The organism is Bifidobacterium samirii, from assembly GCF_003952945.1.
GTDB classification, from domain to species: domain Bacteria; phylum Actinomycetota; class Actinomycetes; order Actinomycetales; family Bifidobacteriaceae; genus Bifidobacterium; species Bifidobacterium samirii.
On the sequence record NZ_QXGK01000011.1, the window covers coordinates 23308 to 43838 of the forward strand.

18 protein-coding genes are annotated in these 20531 nt (G+C 68.1%); 4 read left to right on the plus strand and 14 right to left on the minus strand.

Translation table 11 applies throughout. The annotated features are described in order from the left end of the window. Nucleotides 1-67: 67 nt before the first annotated feature. Nucleotides 68-709 carry a GNAT family N-acetyltransferase gene (locus tag D2E24_RS06330; RefSeq protein WP_125968496.1) on the plus strand — a complete coding sequence of 214 codons (642 nt, stop codon included), beginning with the start codon at nt 68-70 and terminating at the stop codon, nt 707-709. Nucleotides 710-813: 104 nt separating this feature from the next. On the opposite strand, the gene trpE is transcribed toward D2E24_RS06330, so the two are convergent. The 13 genes from trpE to uvrA all read right to left on the minus strand — a co-directional run bounded on the left by trpE (nt 814) and on the right by uvrA (nt 16820). After that, nucleotides 814-2370, minus strand: coding sequence for an anthranilate synthase component I (trpE, locus tag D2E24_RS06335; protein ID WP_125968497.1), 1557 nt, complete (start codon nt 2368-2370; stop codon nt 814-816). Continuing rightward, nucleotides 2367-2843 (minus strand): phosphoribosyl-AMP cyclohydrolase, encoded by a 477-nt coding sequence (gene hisI / locus D2E24_RS06340; RefSeq protein WP_125968499.1) that lies wholly within the window; start codon nt 2841-2843, stop codon nt 2367-2369. Before hisI ends, trpE begins: the two co-directional genes overlap by 4 nt. Nucleotides 2844-2908: 65 nt before the next feature. Continuing rightward, nucleotides 2909-3679, minus strand: coding sequence for an imidazole glycerol phosphate synthase subunit HisF (hisF, locus tag D2E24_RS06345; protein ID WP_125968501.1), 771 nt, complete (start codon nt 3677-3679; stop codon nt 2909-2911). A 215-nt stretch (nt 3680-3894) separates the two neighbouring features. Then, nucleotides 3895-4761: an HAD family hydrolase gene (locus tag D2E24_RS06350; protein WP_125968503.1), complete on the minus strand. Its 867-nt coding sequence runs from the start codon at nt 4759-4761 to the stop codon at nt 3895-3897. Then, nucleotides 4758-5708 (minus strand): L-lactate dehydrogenase, encoded by a 951-nt coding sequence (locus D2E24_RS06355; protein ID WP_125968505.1) that lies wholly within the window; start codon nt 5706-5708, stop codon nt 4758-4760. Before D2E24_RS06355 ends, D2E24_RS06350 begins: the two co-directional genes overlap by 4 nt. Before the next feature lie 96 nt (nt 5709-5804). Next, complete coding sequence (gene secG, locus D2E24_RS06360; RefSeq protein WP_125968507.1) at nt 5805-6053, minus strand: preprotein translocase subunit SecG; 249 nt, start codon at nt 6051-6053, stop codon at nt 5805-5807. An 82-nt stretch (nt 6054-6135) separates the two neighbouring features. Continuing rightward, nucleotides 6136-6927 carry a triose-phosphate isomerase gene (gene tpiA / locus D2E24_RS06365; RefSeq protein ID WP_125968509.1) on the minus strand — a complete coding sequence of 264 codons (792 nt, stop codon included), beginning with the start codon at nt 6925-6927 and terminating at the stop codon, nt 6136-6138. Nucleotides 6928-7053: 126 nt separating this feature from the next. Then, the gene (locus D2E24_RS06370; RefSeq protein ID WP_125968510.1) at nt 7054-8259 is read right to left on the minus strand and encodes a phosphoglycerate kinase; all 1206 of its coding nucleotides are present in this window, start codon (nt 8257-8259) and stop codon (nt 7054-7056) included. A gap of 165 nt (nt 8260-8424) precedes the next feature. Then, a complete protein-coding gene (whiA, locus tag D2E24_RS06375; RefSeq protein ID WP_125968511.1) occupies nt 8425-9372 on the minus strand; it encodes a DNA-binding protein WhiA in 948 nt (315 codons plus the stop codon). Nucleotides 9373-9536: 164 nt separating this feature from the next. After that, on the minus strand, nt 9537-10448 hold the full coding sequence (gene rapZ / locus D2E24_RS06380; protein WP_241222892.1) for an RNase adapter RapZ: 912 nt from the start codon (nt 10446-10448) through the stop codon (nt 9537-9539). Beyond that, nucleotides 10445-11374: a shikimate dehydrogenase family protein gene (locus D2E24_RS06385; RefSeq protein WP_125968547.1), complete on the minus strand. Its 930-nt coding sequence runs from the start codon at nt 11372-11374 to the stop codon at nt 10445-10447. Before D2E24_RS06385 ends, rapZ begins: the two co-directional genes overlap by 4 nt. A gap of 86 nt (nt 11375-11460) precedes the next feature. Beyond that, nucleotides 11461-13806, minus strand: a complete 2346-nt coding sequence (gene uvrC, locus D2E24_RS06390; protein ID WP_125968513.1) for an excinuclease ABC subunit UvrC — start codon at nt 13804-13806, stop codon at nt 11461-11463. Next, nucleotides 13803-16820, minus strand: a complete 3018-nt coding sequence (gene uvrA, locus D2E24_RS06395; RefSeq protein ID WP_125968514.1) for an excinuclease ABC subunit UvrA — start codon at nt 16818-16820, stop codon at nt 13803-13805. Before uvrA ends, uvrC begins: the two co-directional genes overlap by 4 nt. A gap of 205 nt (nt 16821-17025) precedes the next feature. On the opposite strand from uvrA, the gene D2E24_RS06400 reads away from it, so the two are divergent. From D2E24_RS06400 to D2E24_RS06410, 3 genes are all read left to right on the plus strand, one after another. Further along, nucleotides 17026-18255 (plus strand): MFS transporter, encoded by a 1230-nt coding sequence (locus D2E24_RS06400; protein ID WP_125968515.1) that lies wholly within the window; start codon nt 17026-17028, stop codon nt 18253-18255. Between the two features lie 123 nt (nt 18256-18378). Next, a complete protein-coding gene (locus D2E24_RS06405) occupies nt 18379-19248 on the plus strand; it encodes a D-hexose-6-phosphate mutarotase (RefSeq protein WP_125968516.1) in 870 nt (289 codons plus the stop codon). Next, a complete protein-coding gene (locus D2E24_RS06410) occupies nt 19245-19610 on the plus strand; it encodes a phage holin family protein (protein ID WP_125968517.1) in 366 nt (121 codons plus the stop codon). The genes D2E24_RS06405 and D2E24_RS06410 overlap by 4 nt, the downstream gene beginning before the upstream one ends. 149 nt (nt 19611-19759) lie before the next feature. On the opposite strand, the gene D2E24_RS06415 is transcribed toward D2E24_RS06410, so the two are convergent. After that, nucleotides 19760-20518: a carboxymuconolactone decarboxylase family protein gene (locus D2E24_RS06415; RefSeq protein WP_125968518.1), complete on the minus strand. Its 759-nt coding sequence runs from the start codon at nt 20516-20518 to the stop codon at nt 19760-19762. Nucleotides 20519-20531 lie beyond the last annotated feature (13 nt).

Genomic DNA, 20531 nt, shown 5'->3' on the forward strand with positions numbered 1-20531 from the left:
GCACATAGAAGCGCACGGAGTTGTAGCATCGACGTTCGAACGAGTATTCCGACCGATCGGAGATGCGATGAGCGAAACCATCGAGACTGAGCGTCTGCTGCTGCGCCCGTGGAGGGCCGACGACCGGGCCGAGGCAGAGTCGCTGTTCGGGTATGCTTCGGATCAGCGGATCGGGCCGTTGTGCGGCTGGCCGCCGCATGGGGATGTGGAGGAGAGCATGGGGGTCATCCGGAACGTGTTCTCGGTCGAGAACAATTGGGCCGTCACCATCCGGGACGCCGCGTCGGCGGGTGTCGGCGTCAGCGAGCCGGTTGGGTGCATCGATCTGAAGCCGATGCGTCACTTTGACGGGAATGGCGAACCGGGTTCCATGATCGATGAACGGTATGTCCGCTATGCCGATGGGAATGTGCTGGAGGTCGGCTACTGGGTCGGCTGCCCGTTCTGGGGCAAGGGATACATGCCCGAGGCGCTGCGTGCCGTGTTCGGCTACGCGTTCGACGTGCTGCATGTGGACGCCGTGTGGGGCGCCCACTACGTCGAGAACACGCAGTCCGGCCGTGTGATGGAGAAGTGCGGCATGACGGTCGCCGGCCAGTTGAAGCATCATCGGTTCCCGTTGATCGGCGAATACCATGACGAGACGCTCCGCATCATCACCGCCGACGAATGGAAGGCGACGCGATCGGCCGCATCGGCCGTCCGATGATCGTGGCGACCGTGCCGGCGGACCGGATATGCGAATGAGCCCGGTGCGACTCTCCAGAGGAGGGCTGCACCGGGCTCATTCATACGGCGTATGCCGGCGAGACGCTACAGTGCGCGCAGCTGGGCGGCGATCTTCACCGCCTCGACGCTGGCCGCGGCCTTGTTGCGGGTCTCGGTCCATTCGGTCTCGGGCACGGAGTCGAGCACGATGCCGGCGCCGGCCTGCACGCTCGCCTCATGGTCGCGGATGAATGCGGTGCGGATCGCGATGGCCATGTCGAGGTTGCCGGACAGGTCGAAGTAGCCGACGGTGCCGCCGTAGATGCCGCGGTCGGCCGGTTCCAGCTCGTCGATGATCTCGACCGCGCGCGGTTTGGGCGCGCCGGACAGCGTGCCGGCCGGGAACGCGGACGTGAACACGTCGAACGCGCTCATATCCGCGTTCACGCGTCCGGTGACGGTCGAGCAGATGTGCATGATGTGGCTGAACCGTTTGATGTCCATGAGCGAGACGACCTCCACGCTGGTCGGGTCGCACACGCGGCTCAGGTCGTTGCGGGCGAGGTCGACGAGCATGATGTGCTCGCTGCGCTCCTTGGGATCGGCGAGCAGCTCCTTCGCGAGGCGCGCGTCCTCCTCCGGCGTGGCGCCGCGAGGGCGGGAGCCGGCGATCGGGAACGTCATCGCATGCCCGCGGTCGACCTTGATGAGCGTCTCGGGGCTGGAGCCGATCACGGTGAAGTCACGGCCCTCGGCGTCGGTGAGCGCCATGAAGTACATGTACGGGCTGGGGTTGAGCGTGCGCAGCACGCGGTACACGTCGAACGGGTCGGCCGGCGAGTTGATGTCGAGCCGCTGGGAGATGACGACCTGGAAGACGTCGCCGTCGACGATATGCCGTTTCGCCGATTCAACGGCCTGCTCGTAACGGTCCTTCTCGGTGCGGAAGCGCAGTTCGGGCTGGGCGACGGACTGGTCGAGCACGTTGACGCGCGCCTCGCCGTCGGTCGGCGTGGCCGCGTCGCGCTGCATGCGGTCGAGCCGGGCGACGGCCTCGTCGTAGGCGGCGTCGGCGCGGGTGGGACGGTCGTCGACGTTGACCGCGTTCGCGATGAGCCACACCGAGCCGGACACGTGGTCGACGACGGCGATGTCGGTCGCCAGGGCGAGCACGGTCTCCGGCTGTCCGGTCTCGTCGGGCGCTTCGGCGCGCAGCGTCGGCTCCCAATGCCGGATCGCGTCCCAGCCGACCGTGCCGACCAGTCCGCTGGTCAGGTTCGGCAGGCCGTCGACATGCGGCGCCTTGAGGATGTCGAGCGTCGCGCGTGCGACGTCGATCACGTCGCCGTGCTCGGGCACGCCGGCCGGCACGGCGCCCAGCCAGTCGGCCCGGCCGCCGTTGGAGCGCAGCTGCGCCATCGCGTGCACGCCGATGAAGCTGTAGCGGCTCCACGTGCCGCCGTATTCGGCCGATTCGAGGATGAACGTGCCGCTCCGGCCGCCGGCCAGCCGCTCGTAGAAGCCGACCGGGGTGAGCGAGTCGGCGAGCAGCCGGCGCACGATCGGGATGACCCGGTAGCCTTCGTCGGCCAGTTCGTGGAACAGTTCACGGCTCGGCCAGGTCGCTCCCCAGGTCAGTCGTTCGACGCTGCATTCGCTCATGCCCGATCCTCCTTGCCCGAATCGTCCGAGACATCCGATGCATCCGCTGTCGCCCCTTGCCCGTCGGGGCGGCGGCCTTCGGCGCACGGCAGCGATCCGCCTTCCAGGAAGCAGGTGCGTTTGCCGGTGTGGCAGGCGGCGCCGACCTGGTCGACCTCGACGAGCAGCGCGTCGCCGTCGCAGTCGAGCGACACGGACTTCACGTACTGGGCGTGGCCGGACGTGTCGCCCTTGCGCCAGTATTCGCGGCGGGACCGCGACCAGAACACGACGCGTCCGCCGGTCAGGGTGCGTCGCAGCGCCTCATCGTCCATGTAGCCGACCATGAGCACCTCGCGCGTGTCGTGCTGCTGGACGACGGCCGCGACCAGTCCGCTCGCGTCGCGCTTGAGCCGCGCCGCGATGCGCGGGTCGAGCGTCGTCGCATTGTCGTATCCGTCGGCCGTCGCGCCGATGCCGTTCACCGTAGTCATGTCGTTCACTTCGTTCCTGTAGTCCGTTTGTGTCGTATCGTCCGTATTCCGTGCCGTCGCGCCGGTCAGCGCACCGTGTATCCGGCCGCGCGCAGCTCGTCCTTGACTTCGCCGATGGTCACCTTGCCGTAGTGGAAGATCGACGCGGCGAGCACCGCGTCGGCGCCGGCGTCGATGGCCGGCGGGAAGTCGGAGGCCTTGCCGGCGCCGCCCGATGCGATGATCGGGATCTTCACCTCGCGGCGTACGGCGCGGATCATCTCCAGGTCGAATCCCTGCTGCGTGCCGTCGGCGTCCATCGAGTTGAGGAGGATCTCGCCGGCGCCCAGCTCCTCGGCGCGGCGCGCCCACCATACGGCGTCGATGCCGGTCGACTTGCGGCCGCCCATCGTCGTGACCTCGAATCCGGATTCGGTGTGCCGTTCGCCGCGTTCGCGCCGCGCGTCGACCGACAGGACCAGCACCTGGTTGCCGAAACGTTCGGCGACGCGGCTGATGAGCGTCGGGTCGTTGATCGCGGCCGTGTTCACGCCGACCTTGTCGGCGCCGCAGCGCAGCAGCGAATCCACGTTCTCCGGCGTGCGCACGCCGCCGCCGACGGTCAGCGGGATGAACACCTGCTCGGCGGTCCTGGCCACGACGTCCACCATCGTGGCGCGATGCGAACTGGATGCGGTCACGTCGAGGAAGGTGAGCTCGTCGGCTCCCTGACGGTAGTATTCGGCGGCGAGCTCGACCGGATCGCCGGCGTCGCGCAGGTTCTCGAAATGCACGCCCTTGACCACGCGTCCGGCGTCGACGTCCAGACACGGAATGACTCGCACTGCCAGCGACATATCCACTCCCCTGTTCGGGCGGCCTGCCCGCATTCCGGGGCGGCCGGTTCGGTCGTTACCGTTGTACAGGGTAACGGCGTCGGGCCCGGCTGCGCGGCGGCCGTTCCGTTTGGTGGAACGGCCGCCACGCAGCCGGGCCCGATCGCACGCCGGCGCCGATGGACGTACGACGCATATCCGTCAGCGACTCGCGTGCCGTCGCATCGTCGCGACGGTCAGCGCGGATCCACCGCCGGCCTGTCCAGCAGCCGGCTCTCGATCCACTGCGCGACGCCGTCCTCGTCGTTCGACGGGCAGACCTCGTCGGCGGCGGCCAGCGCGTCCGGATTCGCGTTGGCGACGGCGACGCCGATGCCGGCGGCGCGCAGCATCGCCACGTCGATGACGTCGTCGCCGAACGCGACGGTCTGCTCGGGGCGCACGCCCAGCCGCTCGCACACGATGGACAGCGCGTGCTCCTTGTTGGATTCGGGGCTCATCAGCATCCACATGACGCCTTCGGAGACGTGCACGTCGAAGTCGTCGGGGACGAGCGCGGCGAGCCGGTCGGTCTGCTCGGGGCGCGGGAAGACGATGAGCTTGTCGGCGATGCCGTCGGGGACGTCGGTGAAGTCCGTGTAGCGCCAGGTCTGCGTCTTCCAGTAGACGCTCACGTCGAAGTTCGTGTACCGCACGTCGTCCATGACGATGCCCAGCTGCAGGTCGGGCATCTCGGCGAGCATCATGCGGCACACGTCGCACGCGCGGCCCGACGGGAAGCCGATCTTCACCAGATGGCCGGGTTCGGCCGGACGCGCGCCGGTGAGCAGCGCGTAGTCGGAGCGTTCCGGTTTGAAGTCGATGAGCGCGCCGTTGAGGTAGACGACCGCGTCGGCCGGCAGGCGTTCGGCGAACGCGAGCCCGGTGCTCACCGGGCGCGCGGTGGCGATGGCGAACAGGTAGCCGGCGTCGTGCAGCCGTTCGATCGCGTCGACGGACCGCTGCGTGATGAAGCGGCCTTCGAACGTGTCGGCCCCGTGCAGGAGCGTGCCGTCGAGGTCGGCGACGACGAGCCTCACCGAATCGTGTGCGGCGCCGCTCACAGCAGCCCCTCGCAGTGCGAGCGGACGAGGTCGGCGGAACGGTGGAGGCGCGCCATCTCCTCGTCGGTCAGGTCGAGTTCGACGATCTCGTTGGCGCCGTTGGCACGCAGCTCGGTCGGCACGCCGAGGAACACGTCGTGTTCGCCGTATTCGCCGTCGAGCAGCGTGGACACCGGCACGATGCGGCGTTCATCCCACAGGATCGTCTGCACGATGCCGGCGACCGTCGAGGCGATGCCGTAGTTGGTGCCGCCCTTGGCCTTGACGATGTCGTCGCCGCGGCGGCGGGTCTTGGCCTCGACCTCGGCCGGCGACACGGACGCGAAGCGGTCCCGGTTGTCGGCGAGGAAGCGGTCGAACGGCTTGCCGCCGAGCGACACGGTCGACCATGCGGCGAACTGGGAGTCGCCGTGCTCGCCCATCACGAAGCCGCCCACGTTGCGCGGGTCGAGTCCGGTCTCCTCGCCGATGATCGTCTTGAGACGGGACGTGTCGAGCGCGGTGCCGGTGCCGATCACCTGCGTGCGGGGCAGGCCGCTGCGCTTCCACGCATACCAGGCCATCACGTCGACCGGGTTGGAGACCATGATGATCACGCCGTCGAATCCGGACGCCATGACCCTGTCGACCACGTCGCCGACGAGGCCGACGGTGAAGCCGAGTTCGGCGAGACGGTTCGAGTCGGCCGGCGGCTTGCGGCCGACGGTGATGACGACGATGTCGGCGTCGGCGCAGTCGTCGTAGTCGCCGACGCGCACGCGCACGTGACGGTCCTGGAATTCGCTGCCGTCGTCGAGGTCGCGGGCCTCGCCGAGCGCCTTGGCGCCGATGTGGTCGATGAGGACGAGCTCGTTGCACAGGCCGTGCGTGACGATGGAGAAGGCGGCCGTCGCGCCCACCTGGCCGGTGCCGACGATGACGACCTTGTTGCGGCTTACGCTGCTCATGATTGGCTCCTTACATGGAAAATGAGCCATGATCGTCGTCGGTCATGGCTCATTGACGGTGTTTGTGCGGTATGCTGCGGTGCGGCCGCGGGTGCGTCAGATCAGGCTGAACTTGGCCATCAGGCCCAGGGCGATGATGATCGCGGCCCACAGCAGCGCGATGATCACGGTCCAGCGGTTCAGGTTCTTCTCCGCGACGCCCGACGAACCGGCGTTCTGGGTCAGGCCGCCGCCGAACATGTCGGACAGGCCGCCGCCCTTGCCCTTGTGCATGAGGATGAGCAGGGTGAGCAGCAGGCTGAAGACGACGAGAATGATCTGCAGCACAAGCTTGACAATGGCCATAGCGGACACGGGCGAACCTCCAATTCGTGAATACTGCGTCCGATGATAGCGCAGGGCGTTGAAAAAATCGTGCGGGACTCGGCTAGCGGACCGTTTTCGCCGTCAGCCGGGCGATCAGGGACAGTTCGTCCGGGTCGAGCGCGGCGCCGCCGATGAGGAATCCGTCCACGTCCGGCTCGCCGATCAGCTCGACGGCGTTCTTCGACGTGACGGAGCCGCCGTAGAGGATGCGCACGCGTTCGGCGACGTCCTCATCGAACGTGGCGGCCAGGTCGGCGCGGATCGCCTGGGCGGCCTCCTGGGCGGACTGCGGGGTGGCGACCATGCCGGTGCCGATGGCCCACACGGGTTCGTAGGCGATGACGAGTTCGGCGGCCTGGTCGCTCGACAGGTCGCGGGTGACGTCGTGGACCTGGCCGACGGCGAAGTCGAGCTCGATGCCCTGACGGCGCTCCTCGAAGCTCTCCCCCACGCACAGGATCGGCTTCATGCCGGCGGCGAGCACGGCGCGCACCTGGTCGACGATGTTGGCGTCGTCCTCGGGATGGTATTTGCGGCGTTCGGAATGGCCGACGATCACGTACGTGCATCCGAGCGCGGCGAGCATGTCGGCGGACACGTCGCCGGTGAACGCGCCCTGGGTGGTGACGGACACGGCCTGCGCGCCGTAGCGGATCTTCAGCCGGTCGGCCTCGACGAGCACCTGCACGCTGCGCAGCGAGGTGAAGGACGGCATCAGGGCCACCTCGCAGGCGTGGTAGTCGAAGCGCGCGTCGCGCAGGAGCCATGCGAGCTTCTGCACGAAGTACGTGGCCTCGCGGTGGTCGAAGTTCATCTTCCAGTTGCCGGCCACCAGCGGAATGCGTGATGCCAAGGGCGTGTCCTTTCGTCATCGGTGTCGTCCGGCGTTCCGGATGGTTTTCGGAACGGATGCGACCATGGCGCCCCTCCGAGGAGGGGCGCCATGGTCGCTATCGCGTCAGCGATAGCCGGGGACGCATCAGTCGAGCACGGTCAGGCCCGGGAGCTGCTTGCCCTCGAGGAATTCGAGGGAGGCGCCGCCACCGGTGGAGATGTGCGAGAAGCCGTCCTCCGGGAAGCCGAGGTTGCGCACCGCGGAGGCGGAGTCGCCGCCGCCGACGATGGTGAACGCACCGGCCGCGGTCGCGTCGACGAGGCCCTGGGCCACGGCGCGGGTGCCGTCGGCGAAGGCGTCGATCTCGAACACGCCCATCGGGCCGTTCCACACCACGGTCTTGGAGTCCACGATCTTGTCGTGGAACAGCTTCTGGGAGTCCGGACCGATGTCCAGGCCCATCTTGTCGGCCGGGATGGCGTCGGCGGCCACGACCTCCGGGGCGACCGGGGTCTCGCCGGCCGGGAAGCCCGGGTTCACGACGATGTCGGTCGGCAGGACCAGCTCGACGCCGTTCTTCTCGGCGGTGGCGATGTAGCCCTGGACCTTCTCGATCTGGTCCTCTTCGAGCAGGGAGGTGCCGACCTCGAGGCCCTTGGCCTTGAGGAAGGTGAACACCATGCCGCCGCCGATGACCAGACGGTCGGCCTTGTCGAGCAGGTTCTCGATGACGCCGAGCTTGTCGGAGACCTTGGAGCCGCCGAGGACGACGGTCAGCGGACGCTCCGCGTCGACGGTCGCCTTGGACAGGGCGGTGACTTCCTTCTCGACGAGCAGGCCGGCTGCGGCCGGCAGGTCGGCGGCGACGTCGTAGTTGGAGCCCTGGGCGCGGTGGACCACGCCGAAGCCGTCGGACACGAAGGCCTCGCCGAGGGCGGCGATCTTCTTGGCGTAGGCGGCGCGCTCGTCGGCGTCCTTGGAGGTCTCCTCCGGGTTGAAGCGCACGTTCTCGAGCAGGACGACGTCGCCGTCGTTCATCGCGGCGACCTTGGCCTGGGCGTCCTCGCCGTAGGTGTCGGCGGCCAGCGGAACCTCGATGCCGAGCAGCTCGCTGAGGCGGGCGGCGACCGGGGCGAGGGAGTAGTCGGCGATGACCTGGCCCTTCGGGCGGCCCAGGTGGGCCATCAGGATGACCTTGGCGCCTTCCTCGCGCAGGGCGGTGATGGTCGGCAGGGCGGCGCGGATGCGGCCGTCGTCGGTGATCACGCCGTCCTTGAGCGGGACGTTGAAATCGGCGCGGACGAGGACGCGCTTGCCCTTGAGGTCTCCGAGATCCTTGAGTGTCTTCATGAATATCCTTTCCTGTAACGACGCGGATATACGCCATAAGCGATGATACAGGGTTTGACGAACAAAAACCGCCTTTCGCGGTGCGAAAAGGCGGTTTTTGCGGATGGGCACTGCCGTGCCCGGACCTGTCCGGCTCCGGGCGCCGGGCACCGGGGCCGGACGGCGTCAGAATTCGATGCCGCGGGCCTTGGCTGTCTTGGACGCGAGCTGCAGCAGGCGGCGGATGCGGCCGGCGATCGCGTCCTTGGTGATCGGCGGCTCGGCGAGACGGCCCAGCTCCTCGAGGCTGGCGTCGCCGTGGTCGAGGCGCAGCTGGCCGGCGGCCTTGAGGTTGTCGGGGATGTCGTCGCCCAGAATCTCGAACGCCTGACGGACCTTCTCGCTGGCCTCGGCGGCGGCCTTGGCGCTGCGGCGCATGTTCGCGTCGTCGAAGTTGGCCAGTCGGTTCGCCTTGCCGCGGGCCTCGCCATCGGAGCGCTTGCCGGTCCATTCGCGGGCGGAGCGGGGCGCGCCGATCAGGTTGAGCATGCGCTCGATCGCGTCCGGGTCCTTGAGGGTGACGCGCTCGGAGCTGCGCAGCTGGCGCGGCTTGGCGCTGATGCCCAGACGGCGGGCGGCGCCCACCAGCGCGAGGGCGGCCTCGTTGCACGGGCAGGTGATCTCCAGATAGCTGGCCTTGCCCGGGTCAGACAGGCCGCCGTGCGCGAGGAACGCGCCTCGCCATGCGGCCTTCACCTGGGCGATGTTGCCGTTGACGATCTCGGCGGGCAGGCCGCGCACCAGCTGCTTGCGCCGGTCGAGCAGACCGGTCTGCAGGGCGAGTGCGGCGCCGCCGCGGTCGACGTGGATGAGGTAGCGCTGCACCACGCCGTTGGGGGTCTGGCGGGACACCTGGGTGAGGGCCGCCTCGTGACCGTACAGCTCCTTGATGTTCTCCTGCAGCCACTTCGCCGCGTCGAGGGAGTCGAACTGGGCCTGCACGATGATCTGGCGCTGGACGAGCCGCAGTCCGCCGCCGAAGCGGATCATCGCGGTGGCCTGCGCCTTCCGGGCGGCGGGAAGCTCATTGTCGATCGCAGCGAGTTCGCTTTTGACGTCATCCAGAAGAGCCAAGAGCCAACCTCCTCAATTTCCTGTTCTTCTCAATGCTTTCGGCCGTATGGCGGGCGGTCGCTCCACGCCGCCGACGGCTTACTGTGATACCGAATCACTTGGACAACTCAACCGCATCCGCCCACTTCGCGGGCCTGTGTTTCTCGCCATGTGGGCAGGTGCGGTCAGTGGCGTTGGTGTCGCCGCTGCAGCTCGCGCGCGGAGACGCTCACCTCGAGCCCGTGGGCGCGCAGCCGGGCGGCCAGTGCCTCGCTCATCGCGACCGACCGGTGCTGTCCGCCGGTGCATCCGACGGCGATGGTCACGAAGTGCTTGTCCTCCTGGGCGTAGCCGCGGATGGCGGTGAGCATGGCCTTCTCGTACGCGTCGAGGAAGTCGGACGCCCCCTCGCTCGACAGCACGTAGTCCGAGACCGGGGCGTCCAGTCCGGTCAGATCGCGCAGGCCGGGCACCCAGAACGGGTTGGGCAGGAACCGCACGTCGGCCACGAAGTCGGCGTCGAGCGGCACCCCGTATTTGAATCCGAAGCTGAAGATGTGCACGGCGACGGTCTGCGGCCCGGAGCCGAGCATCGCCTCGTACAGCTTGGTCGACAGTTGGTGGATGCTCAGCGCCGACGTGTCGATGACCATGTCGGCCCGCCCCTTGAGATGCGCCAGCAGGGCGCGCTCGTCGTGGATGCCGTCGATCAGACGGCCGCCCGACTGCAGCGGGTGCGGACGGCGCACCGATTCGTAGCGGCGGATGAGCACGTCGTCGCTGGCGTCGAGGAACAGGATGCGCGTGCGTACGCCAAGGTCGTCCAGATGGCCGATGACGGCCGACAGGTCGTCGAAGTAGTCGCGGGAGCGCACGTCGATGACGGCGGCCAGCCGGTGCACGCCCGCCGACGCGCCGCCGGCGTTGGTCATCATGTCGACCAGCGGCACGAGCAGCTTCGGCGGCATGTTGTCGACGACGTACCAGCCCATGTCCTCCACGCTGTCGGCCGCATGCGAGCGGCCCGCGCCGGACATGCCGGTGATGAGCAGCACCTCGAACCCGTCCGCCGGCGAGGTGATTCGCGTATCGGTCACAGCGCCTCCTCCAATGCGCGGCGCATCGCGGTCTCGAGCATGCTCCATCGCGGTTCGGCCTGCATGTCGTCGCAGTCGGGGTCGGTCATGAGCACCACCTGGGCGATGGCCTGGTACAGCAGCATCTCCTCGCCGCCGATCGCCAGCCCTCCCCTGCCGCGCCACGCCTTGATGAGCGCGCTGGGGCGCGGGTCGTACACGACGTCGAGCAGGACGCCGTGCGGACGGAACCCGTCGTCGGCGAGGATCGCGGCGGCGACGGCGTCCGCGGCATGGCCGGGGATCGTGCTGACGGCCAGGTCGGCGTCGCGCAGCGCGTCGACGGAGTCGGCGATGGTCGTCTCGTCGTAGCGCGCGCATCCGCCGAGCGCGGCGACGCGCGCCGGGTCGGGGTTCCTGCCGGGACGACGCGCGACTACGGTCATGCGCGCATCGTCGTGGCCGGCGATCATCGAGACGAGCGCGGCGACCGCGGACGATGCGGTGTTGCCGTTGCCGATGACGACGGCCGACGAGGCCGCGTCGAGGTCGCCGGAGCGGCCGGCGCACGCCATCGCATGGCCGATGGCCATGACGATGCCCGGCACGTCGGTGTTGTGCAGGCGCACCGCGGGCAGACCGTCCACGTGGCGGTGCTCCCAGTCGAAGACGGCGGTGTTGGCGACGCCGAGCCGTTCTGCCCACACGTCGGAGGGCGTGCCGTACGGCTGAATGGTCTTCTTGAGCGGCATCGTCAGGCTCAGGCCCCGCCATGTGGGGTCGAGCCCGCGCAGGAACGCGTCGAGGTCCTCCTCCCCCACATCGTGTCTGTCGTACGCCCAGTCGTCGAGTCCGAGCGCACGGTAGGCGGCCCGGTGCAGCACCGGCGACAGGGAGTGGGCGATCGGCCGTCCGAGCACGGCGCAACGGTGGTTGACCTCGGTCATGTCCTCTGCTCCTTCGTTCACGTCACATATGGTAGCGCACCGCATTCCGCTGCGAGGCCCCTGCCGACCCTACGGGCCGCATCGGGCTATCGGTCCGCGGGGGCCGCGTTGCCCGGACGGTTCGGATGATCCGGATGATCCGGATGATCCGCATTGCCAGCGTCGCCCGCGTCGGCCGGCGACGGATGCAGCGCGGCGTGGATCGCATCGGCCTTCGCCCGTCCAACGCCCTGAACGGCCATCAGGTCCTCGACGCCCGCCTCGCGCATCGCACGCACCGATCCGAAATGCGCGAGCAGACGCTTGCGATAGGCGGGACCGACTCCGGGGATGTCGTCGAGCGCGGAGTGCAGCGCGCCCTTGCGGCGCATGCGCCGATGGTAGTCGATGGCGAACCGGTGCGATTCGTCGCGCACCCGCTGCAGCAGGTACATGCCTTCGGACTGGCGTTTGAGGATGATCGGATAGTCGTCGTCCGGCACCCACACCTCCTCGAGCCGTTTGGCCAGGCCGCACAGCGCCACGTCGTCGACGCCGCAGTCGGCCAGCGCGCGTGCGGCGGCCATGACCTGCGGGCGGCCGCCGTCCACGACGATGAGATTCGGCTTGTAGGCGAACCGTCGGCGCTCGGCGGTCCGGACGGCCGCCGCCGTCCCGCCGGACTCCGCCTGTCCGTCGGCGACGCCCGGAGGAGTCTTCGCGTCAGCGTCCATCGTCTCGCCGGAGTCGCCGGCGATGTTGCCGTGGCGGAACCGCCTCGTCAGCGTCTCGTACAGGGCGCTCAGGTCGTCGACTGCGCCGGCGCCGTTCTCGCCGCGGATGGCGAAGCGCCGGTATTCGGACTTGCGTGCGATCGCGTCCTCGAACACGACCATGGAGGCGACCTGATAGGCGCCGCCGACCGTGTTGGAGATGTCGTAGCATTCGATGCGCAGCGGCGCCTGTGGCAGGCCGAGCGCCTCGGCGACCTCGTTCATCGCCTCGGAGCGCGCCCCCATGTCGCTGATGCGGCTCGCCTTGCTGCGTTGGAGCGCCTGGTCGGCGTTCTGCGACGCCCGGTCCATCAGCGCCTTCTTGTCGCCGCGCATGGCGGTGCGGATCGACACCGCCGATCCGCGCAGTCCGGTGAGCCACGTTTCGAGCCCGTCGCGCCGCGCCGGTTCGACGGGCACGATGATCTCGCGCGGCACGGGCGCGATGGGGGCGAGCAGGTCGACGCGGCCGGTGTGGTCCTGCCGGTCGCGCCGCTCCCTGGATGCCTGCGCGCGCGAGGCGGCGTCGGCGGCCGTCATCGACTGCGTCGCGCCGATCGCGTCGCGGGTCGTGGAGACGCGGGTGCCGGACGCGGCCGCCGCATCGGCTTCGCCGTACACCTGTTCGATCAGGTCGGCGATGAGTTCGGCGTCGGTCACGTCCTCGACGCGTTCGACGCTCCAGTTGCGTTCGCCGCGGATCGCGCCGTCGCGCACGTAGAACGCGTGGACGGACGCTTCGAGCTCGTCGGAGGCGAGGCCGAACACGTCGGCGTCGGTATGTCCGTCGAGCGCGACCGCGTTGCGCTGCGCCACGGCCTCCAGCGCCTTGATCTCGTCGCGCAGGCGTGCGGCCTTCTCGAATTCGAGCGCGGCGCTGGCCTCCTTCATCTCACGCGTCAGCCTGGCGATATGCGTGCGCCCGTGCCGGCCGGTGACGGTGGCGATGAGTTGTTCGCAGAGTCGTCGGTGCTGGGCCGGGGTGATGTGTCCGGTGCAGGGGGCGGAGCATTTGCCGATGGAGGCGAGGAGGCAGGGGCGGTTGTTGTTGTGGGCTTTGTTGAAGGTGGTGGTGGTGCAGGTGCGTATGGGGTAGGTGTGTTGGAGCTGGTCGAGGGTTTGTTTGAGTTGCCAGGGTTTGGCGTATGGACCGTAGTAGCGCGCGTGGGGGTGGTTGCGGGTGCGGGTGATCCATATGCGTGGGTAGGTTTCGTCGGTGGTGATGGCGAGGTATGGGTAGGTTTTGTCGTCGCGGAACTGGATGTTGAATCGTGGGTTGAATTCTTTGATCCAGAGGTATTCGAGGGTGAGCGCCTCGAGTTCGGTGGTGACGGTGGTCCATTCGAGGCTGTGCGCGGTGAGGACCATGGTTTGGGTGCGCGGGTGGAGTTGGTCGAGGGGTTGGAAGTAGGTGGCGAGTCGGTTGCGTAGGTTTTTGGCTTTGCCTACGTAGATGACTTGTCCTTGGCCGTCGCGCCATTTGTAGACGCCGGGTGAGGTGGGGATGTCGGTGGTTTTGGGGCGGAATCGGTCGCGGCTGTCGCCGAGGAGTGGTGCGCCGTTGGGGTTGGTGTGGGTGGTGTCGGTCGGTGTGGCGTGGGTTTGGGTGTAGGTGTGGCGGAGTTGGTTGGCGGTGGTGCGCCAGGTGTCGGGTGCGTGGCGTTCGATGTCGGCGGTCATGCGTGGTGCTCCAGGAGGGGTTTGAGGTATTGGCCGGTCCATGATTGGGGTTGCGCGGCGATGTGTTCGGGGGTTCCCTGGGCGATGATGGTGCCGCCGTTGTCGCCGCCTTCGGGGCCGAGGTCGATGATCCAGTCGGCGGTTTTGATGACGTCGAGGTTGTGTTCGATGACGATGACGGTGTTGCCTTTGTCGACGAGTCCGTGGAGGACTTGGAGGAGTTTGCGCACGTCTTCGAAGTGGAGGCCGGTGGTGGGTTCGTCGAGGATGTAGACGGTGCGGCCGGTGGAGCGGCGTTGGAGTTCGGTGGCGAGTTTGACTCGTTGCGATTCGCCGCCGGAGAGGGTGGGTGCGCTTTGTCCGAGTCTGATGTACCCGAGGCCGACTTGGGTGAGGGTGTCGAGGTAGCGGGAGATGGCGGGGTGGGGTTTGAAGAAGCGGGCGGCTTCTTCGATGGGCATGTCGAGGATGTCGGCGACGTTTTTGCCGTTGTAGGTGACTTCGAGGGTTTCGCGGTTGTAGCGTTTGCCGTGGCAGGTTTCGCATTCGACGTAGACGTCGGGGAGGAAGTTCATTTCGATTTTGAGGGTGCCGTCGCCGTGGCATGCTTCGCAGCGGCCGCCTTTGACGTTGAAGGAGAATCGTCCGGGGCCGTAGCCGCGTACCTGGGCTTCGGGGGTTTTGGCGAGGAGGGTGCGGATCTTGTCCCAGACGCCGGTGTAGGTGGCGGGGTTGGATCGGGGGGTGCGGCCGATGGGGTTCTGGTCGACGTGGATGACCTTGTCGCATTGGTCGATGCCTTCGACGCGGGTGTGTTTGCCGGGTACGATGCGCGCGCCGTTGAGTCTGTTGGCGAGGGCCGGGTAGAGGATCTGGTTGATGAGGGTGGATTTGCCGGATCCGGAGACGCCGGTGATGCAGGTGAGGATGCCGAGGGGGATGTCGGCGGTGATGTTGCGGAGGTTGTTCTCGCGTGCTCCGATGATGCGCAGGCTGCCGTTGCGGGGTTGGCGTCGGGTGGAGGGGGTGTCGATGGTGCGGCGGCCGGCGATGTAGTCGGCGGTGATGGACCGGGTGGCCTGGGTGAGTTTGGCGGCGGGGCCGGAGTAGGTGATGTGGCCGCCGTGTTCGCCGGCGCCGGGGCCGATGTCGACGAGCCAGTCGGCCTGTTCGATGGTGTCCTGGTCGTGTTCGACGACGATGAGGGTGTTGCCGAGGTCGCGCAGGTGGTGGAGGGTGCGGATGAGGCGGTCGTTGTCGCGCTGGTGGAGGCCGATGGAGGGTTCGTCGAGGACGTACATGACGCCGACGAGTCCGGAGCCGATCTGGGTGGCGAGGCGGATGCGCTGGGCTTCGCCGCCGGAGAGGGTCTTGGCGGCTCGCGAGAGGGTCAGGTAGTTGAGGCCGACGTCGTTGAGGAAGCCGAGCCGGGCGCGGATCTCCTTGAGGATCTCGCCGGCGATGTGGGCCTTGGCGCCTTCGAGGTCGAGGGTGTTGGCCCAGGTGAGGGCGTGTGCGGCGCTCATGTCGCAGACGTCGGCGATGGACCGGCCGTCGATGGTGACGGCGAGCACTTCGGGGCGCAGGCGCCGCCCGTGGCAGGCCTGGCAGGGGACTTCGCGCATGTACGACTCGTAGTACTGCTTCATCTGGTCGGAGTCGGTCTCGTCGTGGCGGCGCATGAGGGTGCGCACGACGCCTTCGAATCCGGTGGAGTATTCGCGCATGCGCCCCCACCGGTTGCGGTAGGAGACGTTGACCTTGAAGTCCTTGCCGTACATGATGCTGTGGCGCACGTCGGCGCTCAGGTCCTGCCAGGGGGTGTCGAGGTCGAAGCCCATGTCGTGGCCGAGGCCTTCGAGGACGTGCCGGTAGTAGTCGCCGGTGCCCTTGGTCAGACCCCAGGGTTCGATGGCGCCCTCGTTGAGGGTCTTGGACGGGTCGGGGATGACGAGTTCGGGGTCGATCTCCAGCGAGTAGCCGATGCCGGTGCAGTCGGGGCAGGCGCCGTAGGGGGCATTGAACGAGAAGGTGCGCGGCTCGATCTCGTCGAGTTCGAGCTGGTGGCCTTCGGGGCAGGCGCGGTGTTCGCTGAACGGTCGGCGACGGTCGGGGTCGTCGGGGTCAAGGTCGACGTAGTCGGCGACCATGACGCCTTTGGCGAGCCGCAGCGCGGTCTCGACGGAGTCGGTGAGGCGCTGGCGGATGCCGTCCTTGACGACGAGACGGTCGATGACGACCTCGATGGTGTGCTTCTTCTGCTTGGCGAGCGTGATGTCGTCGCTCAATTGGACCATGCTCCCGTCGATGAGGGCGCGCGCGTACCCGTCGGAGCGCAGCAGGTCGATGAGGTCCGCGAACTCGCCCTTGCGACCGCGCACGACGGGCGCGAGGATCTGGAAGCGGGTGCGCTCCGGCGCGTCCAGGAGCGCGTCGACCATCTGCTGCGGGGTCTGGGCGGCGACGGGTCGTCCGCATTCGGGGCAGTGGGGTTCGCCGATGCGCGCGTACAGGAGACGCAGATAGTCGTAGATCTCGGTGATGGTGCCGACGGTGGAGCGCGGATTGCGGTTCGTGGTCTTCTGGTCGATCGACACGGCCGGGCTCAGGCCCTCGATGAAGTCGACGTCGGGCTTGTCCATCTGGCCGAGGAACTGGCGCGCGTACGCGGACAGGGATTCGACGTAGCGGCGCTGGCCCTCGGCGAACAGCGTGTCGAACGCGAGCGACGACTTGCCCGATCCGGACAGGCCGGTGAACACGACCATCCGGTTGCGCGGGATCTGCAGGTCCACGTTCTGCAGATTGTGTTCGCGCGCACCCTGGACGGTGATCTTCAGGTCGTTGGGGATGCGTGAGATGTCGGCGACGAGCGCGCCGTCGGGCGTGTGGCGCAGGGGCGCTCTGCGGATCTCGCGTTCGAGGTAGGCGTCGCCGCCCATGATGCGTTCGACGACGGGCGCGCCCGCGTCGTGCCCCGTGCCGGTCCGTCCCGTCCGCTTCGTCGTGCCCATGCCGTGTCCGTCCTTCCGGGGCGTGCGCCCTGTCGTCGTCGTGATGGGTTCCACGGTAGCGCGTCCCGTCGTCATCGGTTCGAACGTTTGTTCGATGCCGGAGCGCGGTGCGGCATGCGGCCGGCGCGACACGCGCACGGCGTGTTCGCGGCGCGCGTCTACACTGTCCGGTGACCTTTTTGCCTTCAGAGAAGTTGGGAGTCATATGTCGTTTGCAGGTAGGAGCCGCGCGCAGGCCGAGGACATGCGCCATTACGCGGGGCTGGCGGTGTTCTCGTCGGCCGTGGGGCACGCGCTGGACGGATTGGACCTGATGATCCTCGGGTTCGCGATGTCGGGCATCATGGCGAGCTTCGGCGTGGACCGCACGACCGCGGGCACGCTGACCACGGTCACGCTGGCCGGCGCGTTCCTGGGCGGTCTGGCGTTCGGCCGCATGGCCGACCGGTACGGCCGCATCCGCGTGCTGACGTATTCGGTCGTGTTCTTCGGCGTGTTCACGCTGCTGTCGGCGTTCGCACCGAACTTCGCGACGATGGCCCTGTTCCGCTTCCTCGCGGGCGTGGGCATCGGCGCCGAGTTCGGTATCGGCATGGCGATCGCGTCGGAGGCGTCCAGTCCGGAGAACCGTGCGAAGGCGACCAGCGGCGTAGGCCTGGGCTTCCAGGTGGGCGTGCTGGCCGCGTCGCTGATGAGCGCGCCGATCATCACCGCGTTCGGCTGGAGAGGCCTGTTCGCCGTGGGCATCGTGCCCGCGGTCGTGGCGATCGCGATCCGCGCGTTCGTGCCCGAACCGCCCTTGTACGTGCGGTCGCGCGAATCGCAGGAGGAGCGCGGTTCGCTGCGCGGCCTGTTCGCGACGCCGGAGCGCACGCGCCATTCGATCGCGATCATCATCCTGTGCGCGGTGCAGAACTGCGGCTACTTCGGCATCATGACGTGGCTGCCGAGCTATCTGAACACCGAACTGGACCTGTCGCTCACGTCGACTGGCCTGTGGACCGCGGTCACGGTGCTGGGCATGATGCTGGGCATCTCCGTGTTCGGCTTCCTCGCGGACCATCTGGGTCGCCGTCCCGCGTTCTGGATCTTCCAGGTCGGCGCCGCCGTCATGGTCGTCGCCTACAGTCTGCTGTCCGATCCGACGATGCTGCTCGTGGGCGGTTTCTTCATGGGCATGTTCGCCAACGGCATGATCGGCGGCTACGGCGCGCTTATCTCGGAACTGTATCCGACGAGCCTGCGCGCCACCGCGCAGACCGCCCTGTACAACACGGGCCGGTTCATCGGCGGCGGCCTGGGTCCGGTCGCGATCGCCGCGATCGCCGACGGGCACGGGTTCGCGACCGCGATCGGCGCGATCTCGCTGATCTACGCGGTCGCGTTCGTCACGATGTTCCTCGTGCCCGAACGCAAGGGCGCCGCCCTCGAATAAGGCTCCGCTCCCCCCATGGGACGCCTCTGATGCCGGCCCGGCGGAACACCGTTTCCGCCGGGCCGGCATCGTCGTTTCCGGAGGATGCGCGCCGACGGCGGACGAGCGCGTATCATGGCGTGCATGAGCAACACCTTCATTCTGCGCACGCTCGCCAACGACGCCGGCACGGCCATGGTGAGCGACCACGGCGCGCATCTGACACTCTGGAAGCCCGCATCCCAGTCCACGCCCGTCGTCTGGCAGCCCAAGTCGATCTATCTGGGCGAGGAGACGGCGATCCGCGGCGGCATCCCCGTGATCTTCCCCTGGTTCAACGGCGGCTACGCGCACGGCGAGCCTACCGCCAAGAAGCCCAAGCACGGGTTCGCGCGCGTCTCTGCATGGACGCTCGACGAGGACACCCTCACCGACGCGCACGCCCGGTACACGCTCGACTCCTCGACCATCGCGCAGGAGCTGCTCGACCGGTTCATCTCCGGCCCCGACCCACATTTCTACGCCGAACTCGACATCCACGCCGCGGACACGCTCGGCGTGACCCTGCGCGTGGAGAACACCGGTGACACGCCGATCGAATACGAGGCCGCGCTGCACACCTACTTCCAGGTCAGCGACGTGACCCGCACGCGCGTCGCCGGACTCGAGCACGCCACCTACCTGGACGGCACCAAGCCGGACTTCCCCGTCTGCCAGCAGGGCGACGATCCGGTCGCGTTCGACGGGACCGTGCTCGACCGCATCTACTACTCCGAGGACGAGCTGCGCATCGAGGACGAGGCGCTCGGCCGCACCATCGTCGTCGGCAAGACCGGCTCCCCGCAGACCGTGGTCTGGAACCCCGGCCAGGAGGGCGGCGACAGGATGGCCGACATGCGCGCGGGCGAATGGCGCGACTTCGTGTGCGTCGAGGCCGCCGCCAACCGCGACCGTCCGATCGTGCTCGCCCCGGGCGAATCGCACACGATCGGCCAGAGCGTGCGCGTCGCATGAGCGGGTTCGTCTCCCGCTGGCTCGTGCTGACCATCGCCGCGGGCGTCATGGTCGCGATCCTGCCCGGCATGCACGCGGTCGGCGACCCGCCCATCCTGGGCGTCGCCGCGTTCGCCCTGTTCATGGCGTTGATCAACGCGTCGATCAAACCCGTCGTCCACCTGCTCGCCCTGCCGTTGTCGATCATGTCGCTGGGGCTGTTCGCGCTGGTCGTCAACTGGATGTTCATGGAACTGGCGTCATGGCTCGCCCTGACCCTGTTCGACGTGGGCGTCGTCATCCACGGGTTCTGGTGGTCCGTGATCGGCTCGCTCGTCATGGCCGTCGTCTCCGGCATCGTCGGCTCCGTCATCGGCGAATAGCCGGTTTCGCCGCCACCGGAGCAGTCGGCGGCACCGAAGAAGGCCGTCGTTATGCTGATGGGCCGCTTTCGGGATCATTCCCCGAAAGCGGCCCATCAGCATATCCACGACCGTGATTCCGACCGCATGCCGGAGGACCGCACATCCGGTCAGGCCTGCATGGCCTTGGCGGCCTCGCCGATGCAGCGGATCGCGTTGAGCGTGCGCGGATAGCCGAGGTACGGCATGCACTGGGAGACGACCGCGATCAGGAACGCGCGGTCGTTGCCGACGCGCATGTTGCCCATCGCATGGCTGGTCAGCTGCGGCTCGCACCCGCCCTGCGCGGCCAGGAAGCACAGGGTGATCATCTCGCGCCGGCGATGGTCGAGGCCGGTGCGCGTGTAGTAGTCGCCGAAGCAGTTGCCTGACAGCCACCGGTTGATATGACGCGTCTCCTCCGGTCCGGACTGCGCGAACCCGCGCATATGGTCGCCGAAGATCGCGACCTGCGCGTCCTCGCCGGCCTGCACGCGCGTGGCCGGCGAGGTCGTCGCCTGACCGGCCAGCGGCAGTGCGACGCCGCGTTCCTTGAGGATTTCGTTCGTGCGAGTCACGAACGGCAGCACGCGGCCCACGCCCAGGTACGCGGTCGCCTGGTAGACGATCTCCTTGGCCTCGACCGGCGTGACGCCCGCGTCCAGCGCCTCGCCCAGCTCATGCGCGTACGCGTCGAGGCCCTGGCATCCGATCAGCGCGGACAGCACCGCCATCGCGCGCGTGCGCTCATCCAGGTCCGGATGGTTCGCACCGGGTTCATTGCGCACCTCGCCGCGCATGAACGCGGCCAGGAACCCCGCATACTCCGGGTCCGAGGCCGCCAGACCGTACAGGCCGCCGTCCTCGACGGGCATGCTCTCATCGCACATCGTGAATCCTCGA

Coding starts and splice junctions, on each gene's coding strand:
- D2E24_RS06405 (WP_125968516.1), top strand. CDS start 18,379: ATGAGCAACACCTTCATTCTGCGCACGCTCGCCAACGACGCCGGCACG.
- uvrC (WP_125968513.1), bottom strand. CDS start 13,806: ATGACCGCCGACATCGAACGCCACGCACCCGACACCTGGCGCACCACC.
- D2E24_RS06355 (WP_125968505.1), bottom strand. CDS start 5,708: ATGAGCAGCGTAAGCCGCAACAAGGTCGTCATCGTCGGCACCGGCCAG.
- uvrA (WP_125968514.1), bottom strand. CDS start 16,820: ATGGGCACGACGAAGCGGACGGGACGGACCGGCACGGGGCACGACGCG.
- D2E24_RS06370 (WP_125968510.1), bottom strand. CDS start 8,259: ATGAAGACACTCAAGGATCTCGGAGACCTCAAGGGCAAGCGCGTCCTC.
- D2E24_RS06410 (WP_125968517.1), top strand. CDS start 19,245: ATGAGCGGGTTCGTCTCCCGCTGGCTCGTGCTGACCATCGCCGCGGGC.
- trpE (WP_125968497.1), bottom strand. CDS start 2,370: ATGAGCGAATGCAGCGTCGAACGACTGACCTGGGGAGCGACCTGGCCG.
- secG (WP_125968507.1), bottom strand. CDS start 6,053: ATGGCCATTGTCAAGCTTGTGCTGCAGATCATTCTCGTCGTCTTCAGC.
- D2E24_RS06415 (WP_125968518.1), bottom strand. CDS start 20,518: ATGTGCGATGAGAGCATGCCCGTCGAGGACGGCGGCCTGTACGGTCTG.
- D2E24_RS06330 (WP_125968496.1), top strand. CDS start 68: ATGAGCGAAACCATCGAGACTGAGCGTCTGCTGCTGCGCCCGTGGAGG.
- hisF (WP_125968501.1), bottom strand. CDS start 3,679: ATGTCGCTGGCAGTGCGAGTCATTCCGTGTCTGGACGTCGACGCCGGA.
- D2E24_RS06385 (WP_125968547.1), bottom strand. CDS start 11,374: ATGACCGAGGTCAACCACCGTTGCGCCGTGCTCGGACGGCCGATCGCC.
- D2E24_RS06400 (WP_125968515.1), top strand. CDS start 17,026: ATGTCGTTTGCAGGTAGGAGCCGCGCGCAGGCCGAGGACATGCGCCAT.
- hisI (WP_125968499.1), bottom strand. CDS start 2,843: ATGACTACGGTGAACGGCATCGGCGCGACGGCCGACGGATACGACAAT.